This window comes from Curtobacterium sp. MCPF17_050 (assembly GCF_003224435.2).
Taxonomy (GTDB): Bacteria; Actinomycetota; Actinomycetes; order Actinomycetales; family Microbacteriaceae; genus Curtobacterium.
This window is the reverse complement of sequence record NZ_CP126250.1, coordinates 560,054-581,751: the sequence shown is the minus strand read 5'-3', so window position 1 is coordinate 581,751 and position 21,698 is coordinate 560,054. Positions and strand designations below refer to the sequence as shown.

At 66.7% G+C, this 21,698-nt stretch carries 13 protein-coding genes; 9 read left to right on the top strand and 4 right to left on the bottom strand.

All coding sequences use genetic code 11. The annotated features are described in order from the left end of the window. Positions 1–6: 6 nt before the first annotated feature. Together DEJ34_RS02765 and DEJ34_RS02760 are read right to left on the bottom strand one after the other, a co-directional pair. Complete coding sequence (locus tag DEJ34_RS02765; protein WP_146236922.1) at positions 7–6,717, bottom strand: Ig-like domain-containing protein; 6,711 nt, start codon at positions 6,715–6,717, stop codon at positions 7–9. A 429-nt stretch (positions 6,718–7,146) separates the two neighbouring features. Continuing rightward, a complete protein-coding gene (locus tag DEJ34_RS02760; RefSeq protein ID WP_110890758.1) occupies positions 7,147–7,470 on the bottom strand; it encodes a hypothetical protein in 324 nt (107 codons plus the stop codon). A gap of 286 nt (positions 7,471–7,756) precedes the next feature. On the opposite strand from DEJ34_RS02760, the gene DEJ34_RS02755 reads away from it, so the two are divergent. The 3 genes from DEJ34_RS02755 to DEJ34_RS02745 all read left to right on the top strand — a co-directional run bounded on the left by DEJ34_RS02755 (position 7,757) and on the right by DEJ34_RS02745 (position 9,878). Next, complete coding sequence (locus DEJ34_RS02755) at positions 7,757–8,296, top strand: VanZ family protein (protein WP_181422249.1); 540 nt, start codon at positions 7,757–7,759, stop codon at positions 8,294–8,296. A gap of 71 nt (positions 8,297–8,367) precedes the next feature. Next, entirely contained in the window at positions 8,368–9,528 is a 1,161-nt protein-coding gene (locus DEJ34_RS02750) for an ATP/GTP-binding protein (protein ID WP_258368317.1), read from the top strand. Further along, positions 9,525–9,878 (top strand): hypothetical protein, encoded by a 354-nt coding sequence (locus DEJ34_RS02745; RefSeq protein ID WP_110911364.1) that lies wholly within the window; start codon positions 9,525–9,527, stop codon positions 9,876–9,878. Before DEJ34_RS02750 ends, DEJ34_RS02745 begins: the two co-directional genes overlap by 4 nt. 269 nt (positions 9,879–10,147) lie before the next feature. Here DEJ34_RS02745 and DEJ34_RS02740 read toward each other — a convergent pair whose 3' ends face one another. Continuing rightward, entirely contained in the window at positions 10,148–10,714 is a 567-nt protein-coding gene (locus DEJ34_RS02740; protein WP_110911363.1) for a sortase, read from the bottom strand. Positions 10,715–11,165: 451 nt separating this feature from the next. Next, positions 11,166–12,986 (bottom strand): DUF4012 domain-containing protein, encoded by a 1,821-nt coding sequence (locus DEJ34_RS02735; RefSeq protein ID WP_110911362.1) that lies wholly within the window; start codon positions 12,984–12,986, stop codon positions 11,166–11,168. Positions 12,987–13,395: 409 nt separating this feature from the next. Between DEJ34_RS02735 and DEJ34_RS02730 the strand changes: the two genes are divergently transcribed. The 6 genes from DEJ34_RS02730 to DEJ34_RS02705 all read left to right on the top strand — a co-directional run bounded on the left by DEJ34_RS02730 (position 13,396) and on the right by DEJ34_RS02705 (position 20,619). After that, positions 13,396–14,853, top strand: a complete 1,458-nt coding sequence (locus DEJ34_RS02730) for an O-antigen ligase family protein (RefSeq protein ID WP_181422248.1) — start codon at positions 13,396–13,398, stop codon at positions 14,851–14,853. Between the two features lie 160 nt (positions 14,854–15,013). Next, a complete protein-coding gene (locus DEJ34_RS02725; RefSeq protein WP_110911360.1) occupies positions 15,014–16,324 on the top strand; it encodes a nucleotide sugar dehydrogenase in 1,311 nt (436 codons plus the stop codon). A gap of 172 nt (positions 16,325–16,496) precedes the next feature. After that, the gene (locus DEJ34_RS02720; RefSeq protein WP_146236921.1) at positions 16,497–17,345 is read left to right on the top strand and encodes a glycosyltransferase; all 849 of its coding nucleotides are present in this window, start codon (positions 16,497–16,499) and stop codon (positions 17,343–17,345) included. A gap of 152 nt (positions 17,346–17,497) precedes the next feature. After that, entirely contained in the window at positions 17,498–18,286 is a 789-nt protein-coding gene (locus DEJ34_RS02715; protein ID WP_146236920.1) for a glycosyltransferase family protein, read from the top strand. Next, positions 18,287–19,372, top strand: a complete 1,086-nt coding sequence (locus DEJ34_RS02710; protein ID WP_110911358.1) for a polysaccharide pyruvyl transferase family protein — start codon at positions 18,287–18,289, stop codon at positions 19,370–19,372. Continuing rightward, positions 19,369–20,619 (top strand): Coenzyme F420 hydrogenase/dehydrogenase, beta subunit C-terminal domain, encoded by a 1,251-nt coding sequence (locus DEJ34_RS02705; protein WP_110911357.1) that lies wholly within the window; start codon positions 19,369–19,371, stop codon positions 20,617–20,619. The genes DEJ34_RS02710 and DEJ34_RS02705 overlap by 4 nt, the downstream gene beginning before the upstream one ends. Positions 20,620–21,698 lie beyond the last annotated feature (1,079 nt).

Below are 21,698 nucleotides of genomic sequence, written 5' to 3'. Positions count from 1 at the left end.
GCGCGCCTAGCCGCGCCGACGCGGTCCGGTCACCGGCGCGACCATCCGCCGCCGGAGCAGCAGCGCGGCTCCGGCGAGCACGAGGGCGAACGCCCCGAGCCCGAGCCCGAGCAGCCCGGTGCTGCCGGTGAAGGCGAGCGTCGCGACGTGCACGACGGCGGCGAGCCCGGTCGGGTACCGGACGGTGATCGTCGCGGTGACGACCTGTCCGGCGGTGTCCTGGACCGTGTAGTCGGCCGTCAGCGTGCCGTGGTGGTCGCGCTCCGGGGTGAAGGTGACCGCACCGTCTTCGACGCTCCAAGTACCGGATCCGTCCACGGTGAAGCGGTCGGTCATGTGCCCGGTGGCGGGGTCGAGCAGGTGCAGGGTGTCGGTGTCGAACGTGCTGCCGCCGGTCGGGGTGTCGTTCCCGAGCGGTGTGACGGTCAGGCGTTCGCCCGTCCGGCCGGTGCGCTCGTCGTCGCGGGCGACCGCTGCGGCGACGACCCGGATGGTCGCGGTCGCGGTGGTCGTCTGCCCGGAGGCGTCGGTCACCGTGTACACGAACGTGTCCGTCCCGGTGAAGCCCGCGGCCGGCGTGTAGACGTACGACCCGTCGGCGTGCACGCGGACCGTGCCGTGCTCGGCCTTGCGGTGCAGGCCCGAGGTGAGCGCGGTGCCGTCGTCGTTGCGGAGCAGGCCGTGCCGGGCGTCGACGGCGAGCGGTGTGCCGGCGACGGTGCTGCCGGTGTCGTCGACCGCGGTGACCCCGACGGTCACGGTGATGGTCGCGTCGGTGCGCTGGCCGGCGGCGTCCTGCGCCGTGTACGGCACGGTGTCGACGCCGGAGAACCGCTTCGCCGGGGTGTAGACGAACGTGCCGTCCGCGGCGAGTGTGGCGGTGCCGTGCGCTGCCGTGCCGACGGCGACGACGGTCAGGTCGGTGCCCGAGTCGTTGCCGAGGACGCCGGGGCCGCGCACGGCGACGGGCTTGCCGGCACTCGTGCGGGTGGCGTCGTCGGTCGCGGTCGGGGTGACGTCGATCGCGACGAGGGCGACGGCGGTGTTCTCCTCGGAGTCGTGCGCCGTGTAGGTGAACCAGTCCCGGCCGGACCAGTCGGCCGTCGGGGTGTACTCGTACGACCCGTCCTTCGCGAGCGCGATCCGCCCGTGCCGCGGCTCGACGTCGAGCGACGCCCAGAGCCCGGTGCCGGCGTCGTCGGACAGGACGCCCTTCGCGGCGGACATCCGGACGACGCCGTTCGTCGTCGTGGTGCTCCAGTCGTCGCCGGCGACGGCACCGACCAGGACGACGACGGTGGCCGTGGTGGTCTGCCCGGAGGCGTCGGTCACCTCGTACCGGAAGCGGTCGGTCCCGGAGGTGCCGGCCGCCGGCGTGTAGACGAGTCCGCCGTCGGTGCCGGTGGTGACGGTGCCCCGGCGGGCGTCGCCGTGGCCGGTGACGGTCAGGCCGGTGCCGGAGTCGTTGCCGGTGAGGGTCGTGCCGGCGATGGCGAGCGGCGTACCCGCGGGGGTCTTCAGCACGTCGTCGACGGCCGTCGGGGTGACGGTGACGGTGACGGTCGCCGATGCGGTGCCGCCGGTCGGGTCGACCACGGTGTAGCGGAACCGGTCGGTGCCGGAGAACCCGTCAGCGGGGACGTACGTCACCGTCCCCGTGCCGGTGACGCGCACGGTGCCGTTCGTCGGAGCGCCCTGGGCCGCGGTGCCGACGCCGCTGACGCGGAGCGTGGTGCCCGAGTCGTTGCCGGTCACGGCGACCGCGACCGGGGTGCCCGCCGTGGTGCTGGCGGTGTCGTCGACGGCCTTCGGGACGATGGTGATCGACACGGTGCCGGTCGTGGTGGTGCCGGAGCCGTCGGTCACGGTCACGTCGAACGTGTCCGGGCCGGAGTAGCCCGGCTTCGGCGTGTACGTGTACGAGCCGTTCCGGTCGACCTCGACGGCGCCGTGGCCCGGCGCGGTGTGGTCGGTGACCTGCAGGTCGGTGCCGGTCGAGCCCTGCAGCACACCCTGGTCGGCGGGGACGACGAGCTCCCCGTCCGCGGTGGCGCTCGAGTCGGAGGCGGCGAGGACCGGCGTGACGGTGATCGTCAGGGTGCTGGTCGCGGTGCTGCCGGAGGCGTCGGTCACGGTGACGGTGACGTGGTCGATGCCCGACCAGCCGGCGGCGGGCACGTACGTGACGGAGCCGTCAGCGTCGACCGTGGCGGTGCCGGAGGCACCGTTCGTGACGCCGGTGACGACCAGCCCGGTGCCGGAGTCGTCGGCGGTGAGCGCGGCCGAGGTCGCGGTCACCGGGTGCCCGGCCGGGGTCGTGCGGGCGTCGTGGCCGGCACTCGGGGTGACGAGGACCATGACGACACCGGTCGACGCGTTGCCGGAGCCGTCGGTCGCCGTGTACGTGAAGGTGTCCCGTCCGGAGAACCCGTCGGCCGGCGTGTACGTGTACGAGCCGTCAGCCGCGAGCACGAGGGTGCCGTGTGCGGGCCGCTGGTCGACCGCCGCGGTCAGGTCGGAGCCACGGTCGTTCGCCAGGACACCGTCGGTCTTCGGGACGGTCAGCGTCGAGCCGGCGGTGACGGTGGCGCTGTCACGCATCGCCATCGGCCCGACGACGACCAGGAGCGTGGCGGTCGCGGACTGCCCGGAGGCGTCGGTCACGGTGTACGTCAGGGTCTCGGTCCCGGAGAACCCGCGCTCCGGCGTGTAGACGACCGAGCCGTCCGCACCGAGGGTGACGGCACCGTGTGCGGCACCGCTCACTCCCGTGACGGTGAGGCCGCTTCCGGAGTCGTTCCCGAGCAGCGTGGCCGCGGCGATGGTGAGCGGCCGGCCGGAGGCGGTGCCGACGGTGTCCGCCGTCGCGACGGGCCGCACCGTGACGGTCACGGACACGGGGTCGGTGGTCCGCCCGGCGGCGTCGGTGACCTCGTACGTGAACGAGTCCGTGCCGGAGAAGCCGGCGGCGGGCGTGTACGTGACGGAGCCGGAACGCTCGACGACGGCCGTGCCGTTGGTCGGCTTCGTGACGACGGCCGTGCGGAGCCCGGACCCGGCGTCGTTGCGCTGGACGTCGATCGTCGTCGGCCGGTTCGCCGAGGTCGCCGCGGTGTCGTCCTGCGCCGCCGGGGTGACGACGAGCCGCACCGTGGCGGTCACGGGCGTCCCGGCGGTGTCGGTGGCCGTGTACGTGAACGAGTCGTCGCCGGAGAAGCCGTCGACCGGCGTGTACCGGAACGCACCGGTGGCCGCGTCGAGGACGAGGACGCCGGAGGTCGGCTCGGTGTGGCTCGCGACGGTCAGGCCGGTGCCCGAGTCGTTGCCGAGCACGCCGGTCGCGCGGGTGGTGCGGGCCAGGGTCTCCCCCGCCCGGACCGTGCCCGAGTCGGCTGCCGCCACGGGGGCGACCACCACGGTCACGGTCCCGGTGCCGGTCGATCCGTTCGCGTCCGTGACCGTGTAGCCGAAGGTGTCCCTGCCGGAGAAGCCGTCCGCCGGGGTGACGGTGATCGAGCCGTCGGCGCCGAGGGTGACGGTGCTGTGTGCGCCGTCCGTGACGGCGGTGACGATCAGGCCGACGCCGGAGTCGTTGGCGGTCAGGGCCCCCGAGGTCACGACGAGCGGCTGCCCCGCGACGGTGGTGAGCGTGTCGTCACCGGTGCTCGGCTTCACGGTGACGGTGACGAGGCCGGTCGCCGGGGTGCCGGAGCCGTCGGTCGCCGTGTACGTGAACGTGTCCTTGCCGGAGAAGCCGTCCGCGGGCGTGTACGTGTACGAGCCGTCGGCCGCGAGCGCGAGGGTGCCGTGCGCGGGCCGCTGGTCGACGGTCGCGGTCAGGTCGGAGCCCCGGTCGTTCGCCAGGACACCGGTCGCCTTCGGCACGGTCAGCGTCGAGCCGGCCGTGACCGTGGCGCTGTCACGCATCGCCATCGGTCCGACGAGGACGGTGATCGTCGCCGTGGTGGTCTGCCGGGAGGCGTCGGTCACCGTGTACGTGAGGGTCTCGGTTCCGGAGAACCCGGCTGCCGGCGTGTAGACGACGGAGCCGTCGGCTCCGAGCGTCGCGGTGCCGTGCGCGGCACCGGTCACCTTCGTGACCGTGAGGCCGGTGCCGGCGTCGTTCCCGAGGAGCGTGGCCGCGGCGATCGTGACGGTCTGGCCCGCCTTGCCTCCGGCGGTGTCGGCCGTCGCGACCGGGGTGACCGTGATCGTGACGACCACGGGGTCGGTGGTCTGCCCGGCGGCGTCGGTCGCCGTGTAGGTGAAGGAGTCGGTGCCGGAGGAGCCGGCGACGGGCGAGTACTGCACGGTGCCGTCGGTCCCGACCGCGACCGTGCCGTGAGCCGGCTGGCTGACGACGGCGGTGGTGAGTCCGGTGCCGTGGTCGTTCGCCTGCACGTCGACGGTCACGGGCCGGTTCGCGGGGGTGGTCGCGGCGTCGGCGGTGGCGGACGGCCGCACGCTGATCGTCACCGTGGCCGAGGTCGTCGCACCGGTGGCGTCCGTGGCGGTGTAGTCAAAGCGGTCGGTGCCGGAGAACCCGTCGGCGGGCGTGTAGGTGTAGGTGCCCGCGGCGGCGTCGAGCACGAGCGTGCCGTGTGCCGGGGTGCTCGAGGTCGCCACGCGGAGGCCGGCGCCGGCGTCGTTGCCGAGCACCCCGGTCGCGCGGGTGGTCGTGCTGACGGAGCTGCCGGCGTCCACCGTGGTGGTGTCGTCGACGGCCTTCGGGGCGACCCGGACGGTCACGGTGACGGTGTCGGACTTCCCGTTGCCGTCGACGACGGTCACGTCGAACCCGTCGGTGCCGGAGTAGCCCGGGGCCGGCGTGTAGGTGGTGGTGCCGTCCTTGGCGACCACGACGGTGCCGTGTGCGGGCGTGGTGGTCCCGGCGACGGTCAGGTCGGTGCCGAGGTCGTTGCCGAGCAGTCCGGGAGCGGCGACCGTGGTGGTCTCGCCCGCGGTCGCGCTGATGGTGTCGGCCTTCGCGGTCGGCAGGACGGTGATGCTGACGGTGCCGGTGATGGTCGCGCCGGCGCCGTCCTCCGCGGTGTAGGTGAAGGAGTCCTCCCCGGAGAAGCCGACCTCCGGACGGTACGAGTACGAGCCGTCCGCCGCGAGGGCCAGCACGCCGTTCGCCGGGGTGGTGTTCCCGGTGACGGTGAGCGCACTGCCGTGATCGTTCGCGAGGACGCCGGAGGCAGCGTCCGCCTTCGCCGTCGACCCGGTGTGGACGCTGAAGGCGTCGTCAGTCGCCTTGGGCGTGACGGTGATGGTCACGGTGCTCGTCGAGCGGCGGCCGGAGCTGTCGGCCGCGGTGTAGGTGAACTGGTCGGTGCCGGAGAACCCGCTCACCGGCGTGTACGAGAAGCTGCCGTCGGTCGTCGACATCGACAGCGTGCCGTTCGCGGGGGCGGTGTGCCCGGTGACCGTGAGGCCGGTACCCGTGTCGTTCCGGAGCACGCCAGCGGCGGGGACTTCGAGCTCCCCGTCGACCGGCGTCGTGTACGTGTCGGACGCACTCGCGATGTGGGTCAGGGTGAGTCGGTTGTCGAAGGTGACGACGACATCGGTGCCATCGGCGGTCTTGGCTGCCGGGAACGTGAACGCGGCGGTGTTGCCGGTACCGGAGGCGACGACGGCGTCCTTGCTCGTCGGATCGGCGTTGACGTCGACGGCTTTCCACGTCGTGTCGTAGTCCGCCAGGTCGGTGCTGCCGGCCGCGGTCTGGGTCGCGGTGTACCGGTTCGACGGCAGGGTCAAGACAGCACCGGCGCGCTTCGCCTGCACACCAACTGCGATGCCGTCGGTCGTGGTGGTGTTGCCGCTGGTGACGCCTCCGCCGGTGACGGTGAGCGTGAACTGGTCGCCGGTGCCCCAGCGGTCGTCGACGCTCGACTGCGCAGTCAGCGTGTTGGCGTAGTTGCAGCTCGCGAGGTCTGACGGCAGGTACCTCCCGGTGCCGATCGGGTACGACGTCTCGAGCTTGCCCGAGCCCGGGTTGATCTTGTACATCGTCGTGCTGACCGAGGCGTAGAGGTACCCGTCGGACGAGAATGCGATGCCCGGGCTCCCCTGGTCGCTAGCGTTGATCGGGAGGGTCGCGACGAGCGAGGTGGTCAGCGTGTCCGTGCCCTTGACGGCGGGGATGGTCTCGGCGTCGACCCGACGGATCTGGTTACCGGTGACGACGAACAGCAGGCCCCGCGTGCTGAACGCCATGTCGCCGTTCTTCTCGTCGAGCAGGTTGCCGATGCGACCGACCTGGCCGATCTTCTCGCCAGTCTTCGGGTTGTACGCACCGAGGTAGACCGGCCCGGTGCCACCGGTGGCGTAGTAGTAGAGACCGGTCGCCGGGTTCACCGCGCCGCGGAGCAGGGCGGGTCGGTTCGCGGCGCCGTTCGGGTCGGCGTTCGTCACGTCCGTCAGTCGGACACCGTTGACCGCGTCGTACCCGGTGATGGTGTTACCGGTGTTCTGGGACGCGTACGCCGCGACCCCGTTGCGGGCGACCGCGAGCGCGTTGTTGCCCGGATCGAGCTTCGTCACGTTCGTCACCGCACCGGTCGTGGCGTTGATCGAGGCCAGCTGGCTGTTCGTGGTGTCGATGCCGTACAGCGTGTTCTGGTCACAGGACAGAGCGGTCGCGGCGCTCGCTGGATCGGCCGTGACGGCCTGCGTCAGGGCGCCGCCCGCGAGGAGAGCTGCACTGAACATCGCGAGAAGCCGGAACCCGGAGCGGCGGAGGTCGGTGCGGCGGGGCACGGCGGAGCCCTGGGGAGCAGGCAGCATGGGTCACTTTCGGGTCGAGACAGCGCGCCTGGCGCGTTCGAGGGCCCGAGGGACTCGGGGAACGGCAGCCGACGCCGATCCCGATCCTGGCAGGAAGCTGAAGCCGTATGGGGACAAGCGGAGTCCCCAGTAGGGGGGACCAGCGCCAGACGGCGGGGTACACGCCCCCGGACTGGGGACAGGACACCGGGCCGCCGCGGGCCGGTACTGGCCCTGCGCCTCGTCCCCGCTCCGGCTCGCCTCCCCGGCAACGTCGAAGCCCCGCCGGTGTTCCGGCGGGGCCTCGGTCATGCTGTTCCGGAGGTCAGGCCTCCGGGTGGTGCTTCGCTTCTGCGTGCTCCGTGTCGGGTTCGGTCAGTCGACCGGTCGGATGACGGACGGGAGCACGATGTGCAGGCGCTCGGCGAGACGCGACTGTGCGTCCTCCAGCGAGCGGAAGTCCCCGACGTACTGGCCGAACGTGTCGGACACGAAGTAGTGCCCGTCCCGCTTGTCGACCGTGCCACCGAAGTAGCCGCCGTAGTTGGCGGACCAGAGGCCGGTCTCGACCTCGGTCCACGTGAGCATGGCGCGGGAGGGAGTGTGGGCCACCTGGGCCTCGAGCACGGCGATCGTGTCGACGGTGTCCGTGTCGAGGGTCACCTCGACCTGGTGCACGTCGTGGCTGATGATCGTCATGGCCCTGCTCCTTCACGTTCTGGGGTACATCTGCTTGCGGGATCAACGGTACGGGGGACGTCCCCGCCCCACCAGCCAGCCCCGTGCATTCACGGGTTCTCCTGATCCGCGTCGGTATCGAGCCCCGGAAAACCGGGACAACACGTCACGTTTCTGGGGTACAGGGGACAAAGCGGGGTACTCGCGATCTGGACGAAACGCGGCGGACACAGGCCGGGCCTCCCCTGCGGAGATCCGCCGGCCGGCGGACCCGGCCTGGAGGCCCGCCCCGGTAGCGTCACTCCCCGTGACCCCTGATCGACCGGACGACCGCGTGCACGACGTGCCGCCGGCGTCCGTCGGCCGCACGGCCGGTTCCGGCAGCGCCCTGCGGCGCCACGGCAGCACGAGCGCGCACGCGACCGGGCGGAGCCGCAGCGTCGCCGGGGTGCTCGCCGTGGGCTACGGAGTGGCGGTGGTCCTCATCGGGTTCTGGGGCACCCCGGTCGACGCACGCGTGCAACCGCTGCTCGCCCGTGTGGTCGCCGCGGCGCAACGGCGCGGAGCGCCGAGCTGGTTCGGGTACGAGCTGTTCGAGTCCCTGGCGAACGTGGCGTTCTTCGTGCCGCTGGGGCTGCTCGTCGTGCTGCTCGCCGGGGCCCGCTGGTGGTGGGCCGGCGCGGCGGCGGGGCTGCTCGTCAGCGCCGCCATCGAGACCGGGCAGGCGCTGTTCCTGCCGGCGCGGTTCGCGACGATCGACGACGTGGTGGCGAACACGATGGGCGCCGTCGTCGGGGCGCTGCTCGGAGTCGTGCTGCTCGGGGTGGCCGCGCGGCGACGGCGCTGACGGCCGCTCGCGGCTCATCCACTCGAGGGCGGCTCAGCCTCTCCGCACGTGCCCCCGCCTACGGTCGATGCATGGCCTCGAACAGCACCCCGATGGTGGAGCAGCACATCGCCGTCTTCGGAGGGAGTGGCAGCGGCAAGACCGTCCTGCTCTCGTCGTTCTACGGCTCCGCCCAGGAGCCGAGCGTCCGACGATCGAACCGGTTCGCCGTGACCGCCGAGGACCGTGCCCAGGGCCGCACGCTGCACCGCAACTACCTGGGCATGCGCGACGGCGACACCGTGCCCAGCCCGACCCGGTTCGCCTCGACCTCGTACCGCTTCGTCATCGAGCCGTCGGCGGACTCCCTGCCGAAGGGCCGGTCGAGGCAGAAGGCGATGAAGCCCCTGCGGATCGTGTGGCACGACTACCCCGGCGAGTGGTTCGAGGAGGACCCGAGCTCCGCCGACGAGGCCGCGCGCCGGGTCGAGACCTTCCGGTCGCTCCTCAGCGCCGACGTCGCCGTGCTGCTCGTCGACGGGCAGCTCCTCGCCGAGCACGCCGGCGAGGAAGAGCGCTACCTGAAGGCCCTGATCACCGACTTCCACACCGGGCTCTACGCCCTTCGTGACGACGTGCTCGAGGACGGCAAGCGGCTCACCCGCTTCCCGCGGATCTGGACCCTGGCGCTCTCCAAGGCGGACCTGCTGCCCGACATCGACGTCGAGGCGTTCCGGGAGCTCGTCATCGGCAAGGTCGGCGGCGAACTCGACGAACTCCGCGACGTGCTGCAGAGCTTCGTGCAGGACCCGGACGCGCTCGACGTCGGTGAGGACTTCCTGCTGCTGTCGTCGGCGAAGTTCGAGCCGGGGAACATCGACGTGACGACCCGGACCGGGGTGGACCTGCTCCTGCCCATCACCGCGATGCTGCCGTTCGAGCGCTTCGCGAAGTGGGCGACGACCCGGCAGCGCGGGGCGCAGGTGGCGGAGCAGCTGTTGAAGTTCGTCGGGCCCGTCGTGGGGTTCCTGGCGACCTCGCGCTACGGCAAGTCCCCGCTCGTCGGTGCGGCCGCGGGCTGGATCGGTGGCGGCATCGGCTCTCGGGCCGTCAGCTTCGCCACGAAGCGCGTCGCGAAGATCAAGGACGAGGCGGTGGCCGAGCAGGAGTTCACCTCTCGCGTGCTCGCGCGCTTCGCCGAGGACCTGGACCGCGGGGTCGAGCAGCGCGTGCTGCGCCGGGGTGAGTCGTGAGCTTCATCTGGGCGACCCGGGGCCGCACGTGGGGCTTCCGCTTCCTGTCGACCGAGCAGCCGGGGCAGGACCCGCTCGCCCGCTATGAGCAGGCGTTCGACGGGGTACGTGACGTGCCGGCCGTCGTCCGTCCTCGCTCCGGGATGCTCGCCGTGCGCTTCCCCGACCCTGAAGGGCGCCGGGACCGCTCCGGGCGGCCCATCCCCCACGAGTTCGTGCTGACCCCGCCGCTCAGCGACTCGGTGCGTTCCGTCGATGACGCGGTCGCGCAGGTCTGGCCGCTCGTGCGGGAGCGGTATGCAGAGGTGTGGGAGTTGCCGAAGGCGCCCGCCGCTGTGTCCGACGTGTGACGGCCAGCCGAGAATCCTCCGCGTGCACCTGCCAGGAGGCGCAGTGTCCGTCCGCCGGACACCTCACCGCCCTACGGTCGGCGTGTGAACCCGAATCGCAGACAGTACCGTCGTCCTTCCGCTTTCCCCTGGTGGCTCTGGGTGGTCGCGTCGCTCGCCGTCATCGGCGTCGTCGGCATCCTCCTCGTCGTGACGTGACGTAGCCCTCTGGACACGACGAAACCCCCGGAGCCTGACGGCTCCGGGGGTCCCGCTCAGTGAGCTGTAGCTCAGACGGTCTCGCGCTGGCGACGGACCGAGCCGCGCACGACGAGCAGGCCGCCACCGAGGACGACGGCGCCACCGGCGACCCAGAGGGCCAGGGTGGAGACGGTCGAACCGGTGAAGGCGAGGGAACCGTTGGTGCCGGTGCCCGCACCGTTGCCGGCGGCAACGCCAGCAGCGTCAGCCGGGGCGATGGTGAAGGACGCGACACCGACGACACCGGAGGTGGCGCCCGTGGCGGTCAGGTTGTAGCTGCCCGAGCCGCCCACCGGGAGGGTGACGCGAACGGGGAGCGAGCCGTCGGCGCCGGCCGTGTAGGCCTTCGAGACGGTGGTCACGGGCAGGGCACCGAGGGTGGCGTTGTTGACACCGGCGCCGGTGATCTGGACGTTGACCGTCTCGTTGTTCTGGAAGGCGCCTTCGCTGAAGTTGATGACGACGATGCCACCGGCGACGTAGTTGCCAGAGATCGAGACGTCCGAGTCGGGAGCGTAGCCAGCTGCGTTGGCAGCGGCGGGAGTGGCGAGCAGTGCGGCGCCAGCCAGCACGACCGCAGCGATGAGCTTCTTCATGAAGTTGTTCCCCTAGTGATCTGATCCGACAGACCCTGATACCAGAGCCCTGCCTCCGCAGATGTCAATCCCCCCGTGGCCACAGACATGGCACGTGCGATTGGCGAAGTTCCCTCAATGTAGCGGATGTTCACAGAGTGTTGCCACCCTTCGTGCAACGAATTCGTGAACAGGCGCTGGATCGGTTCCCAGGGAGCAGGTGCTCCTGATTCCGTCCGCAGCTGGCACCGTGCGCCCGACGCCGAGAACCCCAGGTCACGAGCGACGCGCTGTCTCCACCCGCCCTCCCTCACGAGGACCGAGGTCGCAACTGAGTGCGGCTAGCAGTCCGCTCAGCCCGCGCAGCACCCCCGAATTGGGGGCACGATCGGCCGCGTAGTTCGGCGAAACGCCGTCTCACCCTGCGGCGAGAGCGGCCACTGAGTACCTATTGTCCGTGCACTCGCCGGCGTCAGCCGACCGGGACCGGCTCGGCGCAGTCGAACTGCAGCGGCTCGACCTTCTTCTGACGAACGCCGGGCGTCGACTCCGCCTGCACGCCGGCCTTCGCGAACTTCGCCTCCCCGAGGAACGCCACGCGGAAGGTCGTGCTCTGGCCCGGCTCGAGCAGCGTCTGGATCTGTGCCACCGGGTGGTCGCCGTCCATCGCCGTCAGCAGAGCTGCACCCTTGCCGTCCTGGGAGGCGCCGAGGTAGATCGCACCCGGTGGTGCGTAGACCGACATTAAGGTCTTGATCTTCCCCGGCTCAGTCCCGAACTCACCTCCGCCCGTCACATAGCGCGGGAGGCTCGCCGCGGCGTCGGCGGGTGCCGTGTTCTTCAGCGTGACCTCGACGACAGAAGTCGGACGGCCGTCCTTCCGACACACTGAGCTCCCGACCGACACCTTCTTGTCGAGGTAGTAGTCCATCTTCGCGGCGGTGCCGTCGTTAAGGTAGACACCGAACTCCCGCGTCTTCACCGACGCTGTCGGGAGGGTGCCGGCTACTGCGGTACCCTCAATCTGCTTCTGCTCCGCGTTGTTCGCACTCCACAGCCGGATTCGCCCGTCCTTCGTGCCGTCGGTCAACGCACCGATGAACGCCTTGGCGTCGAAACCACCGCTCGACACCTTCTCGAAGACAGCACTCGCAGCGGACGCGAAGAACGCATCCTGCACGTCCGGATCCGGGTATTTGGCGTAGACATCGCTCAACAGGAGCTTGGCTGCGTTGTCCGACGTCAACGTGTCGCCGGTCGGGAGCTGGACCGGACCGGTCGCCCGGAGGATGTAGCCGAGGGTCACCGGGTCGATCGCCAGAACCCCGTCCACCTGCTGCCCGAACTTCTGCTTCCACATCTCCCGCGCAAGCCTGGCTGACAAGTCAAAGCGGGGCGTCAGCGTGACATCCTGCATGTAGCGAGCGGTGATATCGCCGTAGAGATTTACGGACTCGGGATCGAGCGGCAACACTGGCTCGTCATACGGGCCGAATGATGAGCCTGCCGCCTGGTTCTCAAGCTTGATCACGCCGTCCTGCACGTTGAGCAACGCGACCGCTCCGGGGATTCCCCCGCCCGCTCGCAGCTCAGCATTGTTCTGGAAGAGCAAGACGTAGTTCCGCTCACTGTCATGGCCGAGCATCGCCGGCGCTAGCTGCACGACGCGGTTCGCTATGTCCATCTGCGTCGCCGCAGATATTAGAGCGTTGCGCAACTGGTTCACCGCAGAGGTCACCGGTGACAGCGTGGCGCTCGTGTCGATGGCTTGCGCGTCCCGATCGGCCTTCGTCAGTGTCTTCGCGGCCTGCGCAACCGCCGGTTGTGCCCCGACGAGCGGCTCGAGGTCGACCTTGCCGTCCTGAGGAGCAAGAGAACCAGTGCCCACTTCGCCGAGAACGCCTGCAACGGGAACGATGGCGCCATCGGCAACCTCGTCGACCACCACGGATACCTCACGCACCGCACGAAGGTTCGCACCGAAGAACGGGACGTGCTGTGCGGCGCTCCATATTGGGTCGCCCGTAAGCCGACGGGCCGATGACGCCTCATCTTCTAGATGGTCCGCGATCTGCTTGCCAGCGCTGGTGTCGCCGCCTTCGAGCTGCGATTGCAAGGAACCAACGTCAAGCAGCGCCCGTTCGAGGTGCCCTTTTGCGAGCACGCCGCGCACCCCCACCCAAACGCCAGCAAGCATCATCAGGAGGACGACGGCCAGGACGGCCCACAGCACGACGCGGGCCCTAGGCCCCCGGCTCACTGCAGTGCGTCGCGACTCGGGCTGGTCGAACATAACGCAATCCTAGGGTCCCTCGACTCTTCAGAGAGTCGCACTGGCGGACGATTAGAGTCGCACGGGCGGACGAGGAGCGACGTAAGCCGTCCCTGCAAGACCATCACTCCGTCACCGACGTGCCCCCCCCCTACTCTTGCTTCCCCTGCTGCGATGCAAACCGGCAGATCAACACCCGCCCACCTCGACTCAGATCACATCCCGCCCGGCCAGTCCTCCCAGCAAGACTCGCTTCAAGGGAGAGCCGCCCTCGATCCTCCCCAACATGGAGCTGCGAGCCTCAGCGACTCCGCACCGAGATGAGCGTTATTCTGCATCGGGGAACCAGGCTCCGGGACTGTTGCCGCACGCATCCGCGTACTCTCCCCATGCCAAGAAGAAGGGCGCTGATGCAACATCGAGACCCGACATGAGGAGCGCCGCGGGCTTCACGACGCGCGCACCCGAGGGCAGCCTGCGACGCAACGTCTTGATCGGCGCTCCAGTCGCAGCGATTTTCGCGGCCACCGTCCTCATGATCGGCCCGGCTGCCGCAGCGGCGGCGGCGGTGGTGGTCGTGGTGGCGCTGGTCGCTATCTACCACCCGATGGTGATCACGGTCCTTACCTTCGCCTCCGCCTTTACCGCCCTGCCAACGTCAATCCCTCGCGCCCTGCCAATCGCTGGCATTTCGGTCGAGCTTTACGAGATTCTCGCCGTATTCGCTGCCGCGGGTTTGCTACTGCGAACACGAAAGCAAAAAGTTACCGACAGCTCATCCGCAGTGCTCGCCGTATTGTTGGTCAGTGCGTCAATCCTATCTCTTGCGACCAACACCAACGCCGTTTATATTCTATACGATGGACGCCGCCTGTTCGTCTTGGCCATCGCAATATTCGTTGCCGGAAGGGCAGCATGGCAGATTTCGCAGGCACCGCGCGTCTACTTGCGAGTCCTCACTGCGATGATGTGGATCTCCGCGGCCCTGACGGCGCTCGCATCCACGACCGGGCTCGATCTCGGACAGCGATCGCTGACCGCTAGCCTCGAGCCGGGGGACGACGGGAGCGCAGTCCGCCTGATCACAAGTTCGACTTACCTTGCGGTAGTTGTGCTGTGCGTCTGTCTGTACCTCTATCTTCGCGGCGCTCTCCCATCCACCGCGGTCGTCTCGCTCGTGCTGCCGTCGGCACTGATCGTGGCCCTGAGCTTCAGCCGTAATCCGATTCTCGCCTTGGCTGTCGCCGCCGCAGCTGGCCTGCTGCACTCGCGCGGCGCACAAAGCGCCTCAAGAGTCGCCCGGGGCTTGGCTATTAGCGCCACTGCCCTGGCGTCACTATGGGCGCTGGGCCTGCTTGATCCGTCTGGGGGCTTGAACAACTGGTTAACGCAACAACTTTCGGGTCTCGTTGACCGAGTGTTCGCTGGGAGCACCGGTGATGCTCTCTCCACCGACAAGTCGACGCTTTATCGGACGCAACAAGAAGATCCTTACCTCTGGGAGGCTATCCGCAACTCGCCATTCTGGGGGCACGGACTAGGCTCACCCTATAAGCCCGAGTTCACCGGGCGCCGCTACGCAACACCCGAGATTGCCACTGCAGCCTCCCGCTACGCGCACAACTTCTTCTTATGGATGACGGCAAAGACAGGGCTTCTTGGCCTCTTAATCTTCCTGGCATGTACGCTTCGACCCACGTCGAGCTTGTTCCGCCCGTCGTCGACCCCCGTTTTTGCCACAGCTTTGGGGGCGGCACTTCTCGGAATGTTCATGCAGTCGTGGGTCGCCCCGATGCCCAACGGGACACCTACCGCTTTGCTGTTCGGAGCATTAGTGGGCGCCGCTATGACGCATGACAAGCAGCCGATGATCGGAAATGCTTCCTAACCGCGCCGACGGCTAGCCGCGACTGGCTACAACATTTCATTGATATACCTCATCTCAGCCGCGAGACGTTGCCGAAAATTGAAAAAAGCGTGGTAACTTCAGATTCCGTCAAGGGACGACGACGCCGCCACGCAGGCGCACATGGATCAGGGGTGCCATCTTGAGCGCAACAACGCCGCAAACCGCAACCAGACTGCGGGTAGTAATCATCGGGCTCGGCTACGTGGGTGTCACCGCCGCTGCCTGCCTAGCAGCTCAGGGGCATGACGTCGTCGGCGTCGACGTCAACGCCGAAAAGGTCGAAACGGTCAACAACGGCCGTTCACCCATCGCCGAGCCGGAAGTTCAATCCCTCATCTCCCGCGCTGTGTCTGACGAGCGCCTGCGAGCCTCCACGGCACTCCCGAACATGAGTGCGATCGATGTTGTCATCGTTTGCGTAGGCACGCCAAGCGCGCCCGACGGGTCACACAATATGGGCTTCATCGCGGAAGCTACCCGCCAAATCGCCAGAGCTATCGATTCATCTGGTGCGACCAAGATCACCGTTGCTTTCCGGTCCACGTTCAAGCCGGGAACCATGGAGGAGTTGATTCAGCCAATATTCAGTGACGCAGTCCTTCGCGAGAACGTCGATATCGAACTGGTCTACAACCCCGAATTCCTGCGCGAGTCGAGCGCCGTGAGTGATTATTTCCAGCCGCCGAAGATCGTCGTCGGAACGGCCGGTGCGAAACCTTCAAATGTGATGCAGCAACTTCACGCGGAACTGGACGCCCCCCTGTTCGAGACCGGTTTCCGCGAAGCGGAACTCACTAAATTCATCGATAACTCGTGGCACGCTGCAAAAGTCGCTTTCGCCAACGAGATCGGTCGCGTGTCTGCTGCTTACGGCGTCGACTCGTCCGTTGTTCACAACATTTTCGTGTCGGATACAAAGCTCAACATTTCTCCGTACTACACCCGTCCTGGTGGAGCTTTCGGCGGTTCCTGCCTTCCCAAAGACGTTCGGGCGCTCCAGTACATCGCGAGGAATGCAGGCGTCCAGGTCGGCCTCATCGACTCTCTGCTTGAAACAAACGAATCGCACAAAGCGTTCCAGAGCCAACGAATCATCGACGCCGCGCCCCCGGGGGGACGTGTCCTCGTTGTCGGACTAGCCTTCAAAGCCGGGACGGATGACATGCGGGAAAGTCCGAACGTTGATCTCGTAGCTAGCCTGATCAGATCTGGTCTCAAAGTTAGCGTGTACGACCCGGTGGTGAGGACGTCTTCGTTGATGGGACAAAACCTTGGCCACGTCATGACCGTTCTGCCGGATCTCCGAAGCCTGCTGGTCGACAAAGCAGAGCTCGTCGACCAGAACTTCGACGTGCTCGCGCTCAACAACGGAGATGGAGCAGATCTCGAGGTCTCCGCAGATCTGACAATTGACTTGCGGACGATCTCTTCGCCGCGTACACGGAGCTGAAGTGAGGGTCGAGGCTGCAACGGACGCTAACAGCCGGCACGACGGCGTGTCCGTCAGCTGGATACGAGACCACCGGCGAAGCAGAGAGATCGCGGCTGTCACGAACACCAAGCCCTACTTCGTCCGAAGTGACCTACGACTCTTGCCCGGGCGATACGTTCACCAAGCGCTGATGACGTGGGCGATCCTTTTGCGGGAGCGACCCAAGTTGATCGTCGTGATGCAGCCACCTCCGTTGTCCCTGATCGCCATCAGCCCGTATGTCCTCATGCGACGGCCCGTTGTCGTCGGAGATTTGCACTCGGGTGTTTTCTTTGACCCGAAGTGGTCCTGGGCGAAACGGTGGGTGCTCAGATTCCTTAAGAAACATGGCGGTGCCATCGTGCCGAACCTGGATCTCGCCGACTTCTGTGAGGCGGCCGGCGTGAGCGTGCGCGTGTCACACGGGAACATAGCTGAGGTCGTTCCTGTGGTGAACGACACAGCCACGTCCGTTGTCCCTGAAGGTCCCTTCGCTCTTGTCCCCTTCACATATGCGAGAGACGAACCGATCGCCGCGCTCCTTGACGCAGCCCGCCTCGTCCCTACTGTGACATGGGTACTCACAGGACGAGCGCCTGACTCGGTCAAGGCAGCTGCGCCGTCGAACGTGGTGTTCACGGGCTTCGTCAACAGCGACGAGTACGGCGCACTCTGTTCGAAAGCATCCGTGATGCTCGCGTTGACGACGATGGAGAGCACCATGCAGTCGGCCGGCTATGAAGCCCTCAATTCGGGCACACCCCTCATCACCTCTCCTACTCGCGTCCTGCGGGACTACTTCGAAGAAGGAGCTCTATACACCCAGCTCAACGCTGAGGCCATTGCTAGGAGCGTAGCTACAGCAGTCGCGAATCGGTCCGCCCTTCGGGAGAAGATGATGAGGAGGCGCCAGCACCTCGTGGCCGCCCAAGACGCGGGGATGCAGCAGGTCCGCGAGTGGCTGCTCGAACTTCCCGATTTCGCCGGTCAGCGTCGATGAATAATGGTGAGCCCCGTCTCGGAGCCAGCGAGCGAAGCGTAGCGATTATCATCGTCGCCTTCAGAAACGACCCTGTAGCGGTTGCCCGCTTGGTGGACGGCTTGGTGTCCGGCGCGAGAACGGCGCAGGTCGAACCCTCAGTCTGTTTAGTCGTGAACGACAGCCAGCAGTACCTGGAACGGCCAGACCAGATCATCCTGTCCGGCCACGGCAATATCGGCTTTGGTCGAGCAGTAAATCTTGGTCTGCATGCCGTGGATGGCGACTATGCACTCATCGTGAACCCGGATTGCATTACAACGGCGGCGGCAGCAACGAATTTCATCGGGGCGTTGATGAACTCCCCAGGAATAACTGTTCCGCTCCTCGTCGACGATGCCGGTATTGCCGATTACAGAATCTATGAATCCTGGGTTTTCACCCCGACTCGGCGACTTTCCGCAATCGTGGCTCGGCACTTCATTGGACGTGGCAGCAACTCAGTACTGCCAAGGTTCATGAAGGCTCCTGGCACTTTTATAGGCATGAGCCGGGGCACAGCAGCACGCCTTGGGCCGTTCGACGATGACTACTTCTTGTACGGCGAGGACAGGGATCTTTCGTTGAGGGCTCGGAAAGCCCGAATATCCTTGAATCTTGACCGCACGACTACGATCATTCATGAGGGCGGGCAGAGCGGCCGAACGGTCAGCACGCTGGTCGCTCGTAGCAAGGTGGATGCAGCGCTTCGCGTTGCATTCACGCATCGCGGACGAACAGGTCTTGTGCTGTTGGGCCTCAATCTTTTGATCGAGGCGCTGGCGAGGGAACTTCTGGGGAGGAAGGGCGCGCTCAAGGACCTGCTCTGGTCGGCGCGTCGGTGGCGAAGCACACGTCCAGCCAGGCCCTTGACAGAAGCGGATTTCCAGATGCAATCTCGCTCACAGAGTAGGGACACTTAAATGCGCGTGTTGATCCTTTGGGCCGACGGCAAGTCCGGCAACTACGGCGTCCGCGTTCTGGCGGAAGGCATGGCTGCACTTGCCCGTCAGGCTTGGGGCGACGACGTGGTTGTCAACTTCCAGGATTACGGGCGGGGCGATTCAAGTGTTTCGTTCGGGTTGCGAGCGATTGCGGAAGACTTGCGGAGCCGTAATGGCCCGATCAAGACAAAGGTGAGGCAGTACGACGCAGTCATTGACTCCGGAGCTGGGGACAGCTTCGCCGACATCTACGGATTCAAGCGACTATTCACCATGGTGTACGGCCAACGTGCGGTCGTCCGTCAAGGTGTTCCACTACTTCTCGGCCCGCAGACCATCGGACCCTTCAACACCCGGATCGGGCGCACGGTCGCCCGACGAACGCTGAAGTCCGCAGCCGTTGTGCTCACTCGGGACTCCGTTAGCCAGGCATATGCGACGGAACTCGGTCGCACGCCCGATCTGCTAACTACCGATGTCGTTTTCGCGCTACCCCGCCCAGACAAAACGCAGTTGCACGATGTGCTGCTCAATGTATCCGGCCTGCTGTGGTTTCCAAATCCACACGTCGATCACGACTTGTACCGCAAAGCAGTCGTCGGCCTTGTGAAAGACCTGCGCGACAGAGGCCGGGAGGTCGCGCTCCTTGCGCACGTGATCAACCCCGTCAGCACGGTGGACGATCGCGCCGCGATCCTTGAGCTCACAGAACTTGTCCCAGGCATCCAGGTGGCACTTCCTGAGTCGCTGACTGCCGCCCGCGAGACCATCGGCGGTGCCAATCTCGTCATCGCGGCGAGGATGCATGCGAGCCTAAATGCGCTCTCCTTAGGTGTCCCGACCATCCCTTGGGCTTACTCGAGGAAGTTCGCTCCGCTCTTGGCGGATATCGGTTGGAAGTATTCCGTCGATCTTCGTACCGAACCAGAAGTCGCGGAGAGAACGCTGGCCACGATCGAAGCGATGGAAGGTGATGGCATCGGAAGCATTTTGTCCGCAGTTAGACAAGCCGCTGATGAACGCCTAGCACAGGCAGCAACAGCTTTGCGAGAGGCCGTTCGATGACGCTCCAGACCGAGATCCAACGAGTGGTTCAAAACGGTAACTGTACCGGCTGCGGCGGTTGTGAGTGGCTCTTTCCGGGCGTCGAGATGAAACTCAACGAAGAAGGATTCTTACGACCGGCGTTGCAACCCGGGCAGCCCGAACCACCGGAAGCCGCAGCGTCCTTCCGGCGAATGTGCCCGGGCGTTGGGGTGAGGGTCCATCCCGAAGCGGACACAAAGCGAGACTCGGTCTTCGGCGCCTACGTGTCTGCATGGGAAGCACGGGCGATTGACCCCGCCCTGCGGAGACGCGGCAGCAGTGCCGGAGTGCTGAGCGCGCTCTCCGATTGGCTGCGGCGTGATGGAACCAACCGCAAGATCGTCGCGAGTTCTGGTTCCACTGAACGACCTTCCCGGTCCGTCCCCATCCAGCTCATGACCCGCGCCGACGTCGAAGCCGCGGCGACCTCACGCTACGCTCCGGTCGCTAACATTCCCGCTCTCGGGAGCGCCTCGGCAAACGACGTCCTCGTGGGCAAGCCCTGCGAAGCCGCTGCGGTGAGGCAGCACTTCGAAGGAGCGGACGACCCCCCCGGACAGCAACCCTTGCTTCTCAGTTTCTTTTGCGCGGGTACGCCGAGCCAGCAAGGTACGGACGCGCTCATTGCGGGCCTCGGCGTCGAGGAAGAGCAGGTCACGAGCCTCAAGTACCGCGGAGACGGCTGGCCCGGGCGCTTCACGGTGACGGACACCGCCGGCAGAACAGAGAGTATGAGCTACCCCGAATCTTGGGGCGGAACGCTTGGTAAGCAGTTACAGACAAGATGCAAACTGTGCGCGCATGGCACAGGCGACAGTGCGGATGTAGCGGTTGGTGACTTCTGGGTTGGCGACGCCGACGGGTATCCGAAGTTCGATGAAGCAGAGGGTAATTCGATCGTGTTGGCGCGCACACGCCGCGGGCACGATCTCCTGATCAAGGCAAAGAATGAGGGCATCGTCGAGCTGTCGGCCATCGACTTGAACGAAGCAAAGCGGATGCAGCCGTTGCAGCGGCGACGCGGAGCAACCCTTGCAGGAAGACTTCTTGGTCGGGCTCTAGCGGGCTTCGCGGTGCCCAACTACCAGGGGTTCGGTCTGATCGCACAAACGCGCAGGATGCCTGCGAGCGCGCTCAAAGCCATCGTTGGCACTTGGCGTCGAGCGATGGTCGACCGACGACAGCAGGCTCGAACTGATCTTTCCGAGCGGCAGCGAAGTGTTTGACATGTCCGGGCAAGGAACGACGATGAAGCAGTCAATGATAGGGCAGATAGTCGCGCGCTCTTACGCGAGATTGCCCTTCCGCCGGCAAATACTGCACTCGATCACGCGTGCTGAAGGGGGACCGATGTTCTCTCTGACCCTGCGGCGTGTCTTGCGCGAGCATCACGGGGTGGAGGTCGGCAATTACTCCTACGGTTCCCTTCTGGATCCCGGAGCGGCAGACCGCTTGACGACGATCGGCACCTATGTGTCCATCGGGCGCCACGTCAGAAGGATCGGTGCGGCGCACCCGTTGGACGCACCCTGCTTACATCCATTTTGGTACAACCCCAAGTTGGGCTTCGTTTCGGAAAGTGAGGATGTTGAGCGCACTGCGTGCGAGATCGCCGCTGGGTCGTGGATTGGAGACAACGTCGTCATCCTGCCTGGGTGTAAGCGGATCGGCGTTGGAGCAGTCGTAGGAGCCGGCTCCGTAGTCACGCGCGACGTCGCTGACTTCACGGTTGTGGCGGGCAACCCAGCGCGCGTTCTTCGCACAAGGCTCGAGACCGGTCTCCGAGCAGAACTGCTCGACGGAGGACACTGGGGCATGGATCCACGGCGGGCGGCCGAGTACTTGCATCGGCTCCGGAACCACTGATGCGCATGCCGACCATCGTGCTGGGTCTCGCCAAAGGTGACTCTCCGTCTCACCTCATCATCGGTCGGCTCGGCGCTACCCTCCTCGCATTCGCCACCGCCCCTGTTGTGGCGCACGCAATCGGACCGACCGGACGAGGTGAGACAGCAGCAGCGATCGCGCTCTTCAACCTCGTCCCAATATTTCTCGGCCTCGGGGTCCCACTAGAAGTCAGGCGGCAAGCGGCGCTCGGTACAGGTCCGGCAGCCCTCCGATCAGCGCGTGTCTTCAATATCCTAGCTTTGGCCCTCTCCGTTCCACTCGCTGCAGTCGCCTATCTCACTCTCTTCGCGGCTTTCGACGGCAGTACAAGGTGGGCAGCATCGACCGGAGTCGCCCTCGCTCCTCTGATGATGAATTGGACGTGCGACCTGAGCCTGCTTATAGCAGCTGGCCGGTT

What these genes read in the sequence shown, in the direction of transcription:
- DEJ34_RS02740 (WP_110911363.1), bottom strand. Translation starts at nt 10,714, where the DNA reads ATGAAGAAGCTCATCGCTGCGGTCGTGCTGGCTGGCGCCGCACTGCTC.
- DEJ34_RS02735 (WP_110911362.1), bottom strand. Translation starts at nt 12,986, where the DNA reads ATGTTCGACCAGCCCGAGTCGCGACGCACTGCAGTGAGCCGGGGGCCT.
- DEJ34_RS02750 (WP_258368317.1), top strand. Translation starts at nt 8,368, where the DNA reads ATGGCCTCGAACAGCACCCCGATGGTGGAGCAGCACATCGCCGTCTTC.
- DEJ34_RS02720 (WP_146236921.1), top strand. Translation starts at nt 16,497, where the DNA reads ATGACGTGGGCGATCCTTTTGCGGGAGCGACCCAAGTTGATCGTCGTG.
- DEJ34_RS02760 (WP_110890758.1), bottom strand. Translation starts at nt 7,470, where the DNA reads ATGACGATCATCAGCCACGACGTGCACCAGGTCGAGGTGACCCTCGAC.
- DEJ34_RS02710 (WP_110911358.1), top strand. Translation starts at nt 18,287, where the DNA reads ATGCGCGTGTTGATCCTTTGGGCCGACGGCAAGTCCGGCAACTACGGC.
- DEJ34_RS02705 (WP_110911357.1), top strand. Translation starts at nt 19,369, where the DNA reads ATGACGCTCCAGACCGAGATCCAACGAGTGGTTCAAAACGGTAACTGT.
- DEJ34_RS02765 (WP_146236922.1), bottom strand. Translation starts at nt 6,717, where the DNA reads ATGTTCAGTGCAGCTCTCCTCGCGGGCGGCGCCCTGACGCAGGCCGTC.
- DEJ34_RS02730 (WP_181422248.1), top strand. Translation starts at nt 13,396, where the DNA reads ATGAGGAGCGCCGCGGGCTTCACGACGCGCGCACCCGAGGGCAGCCTG.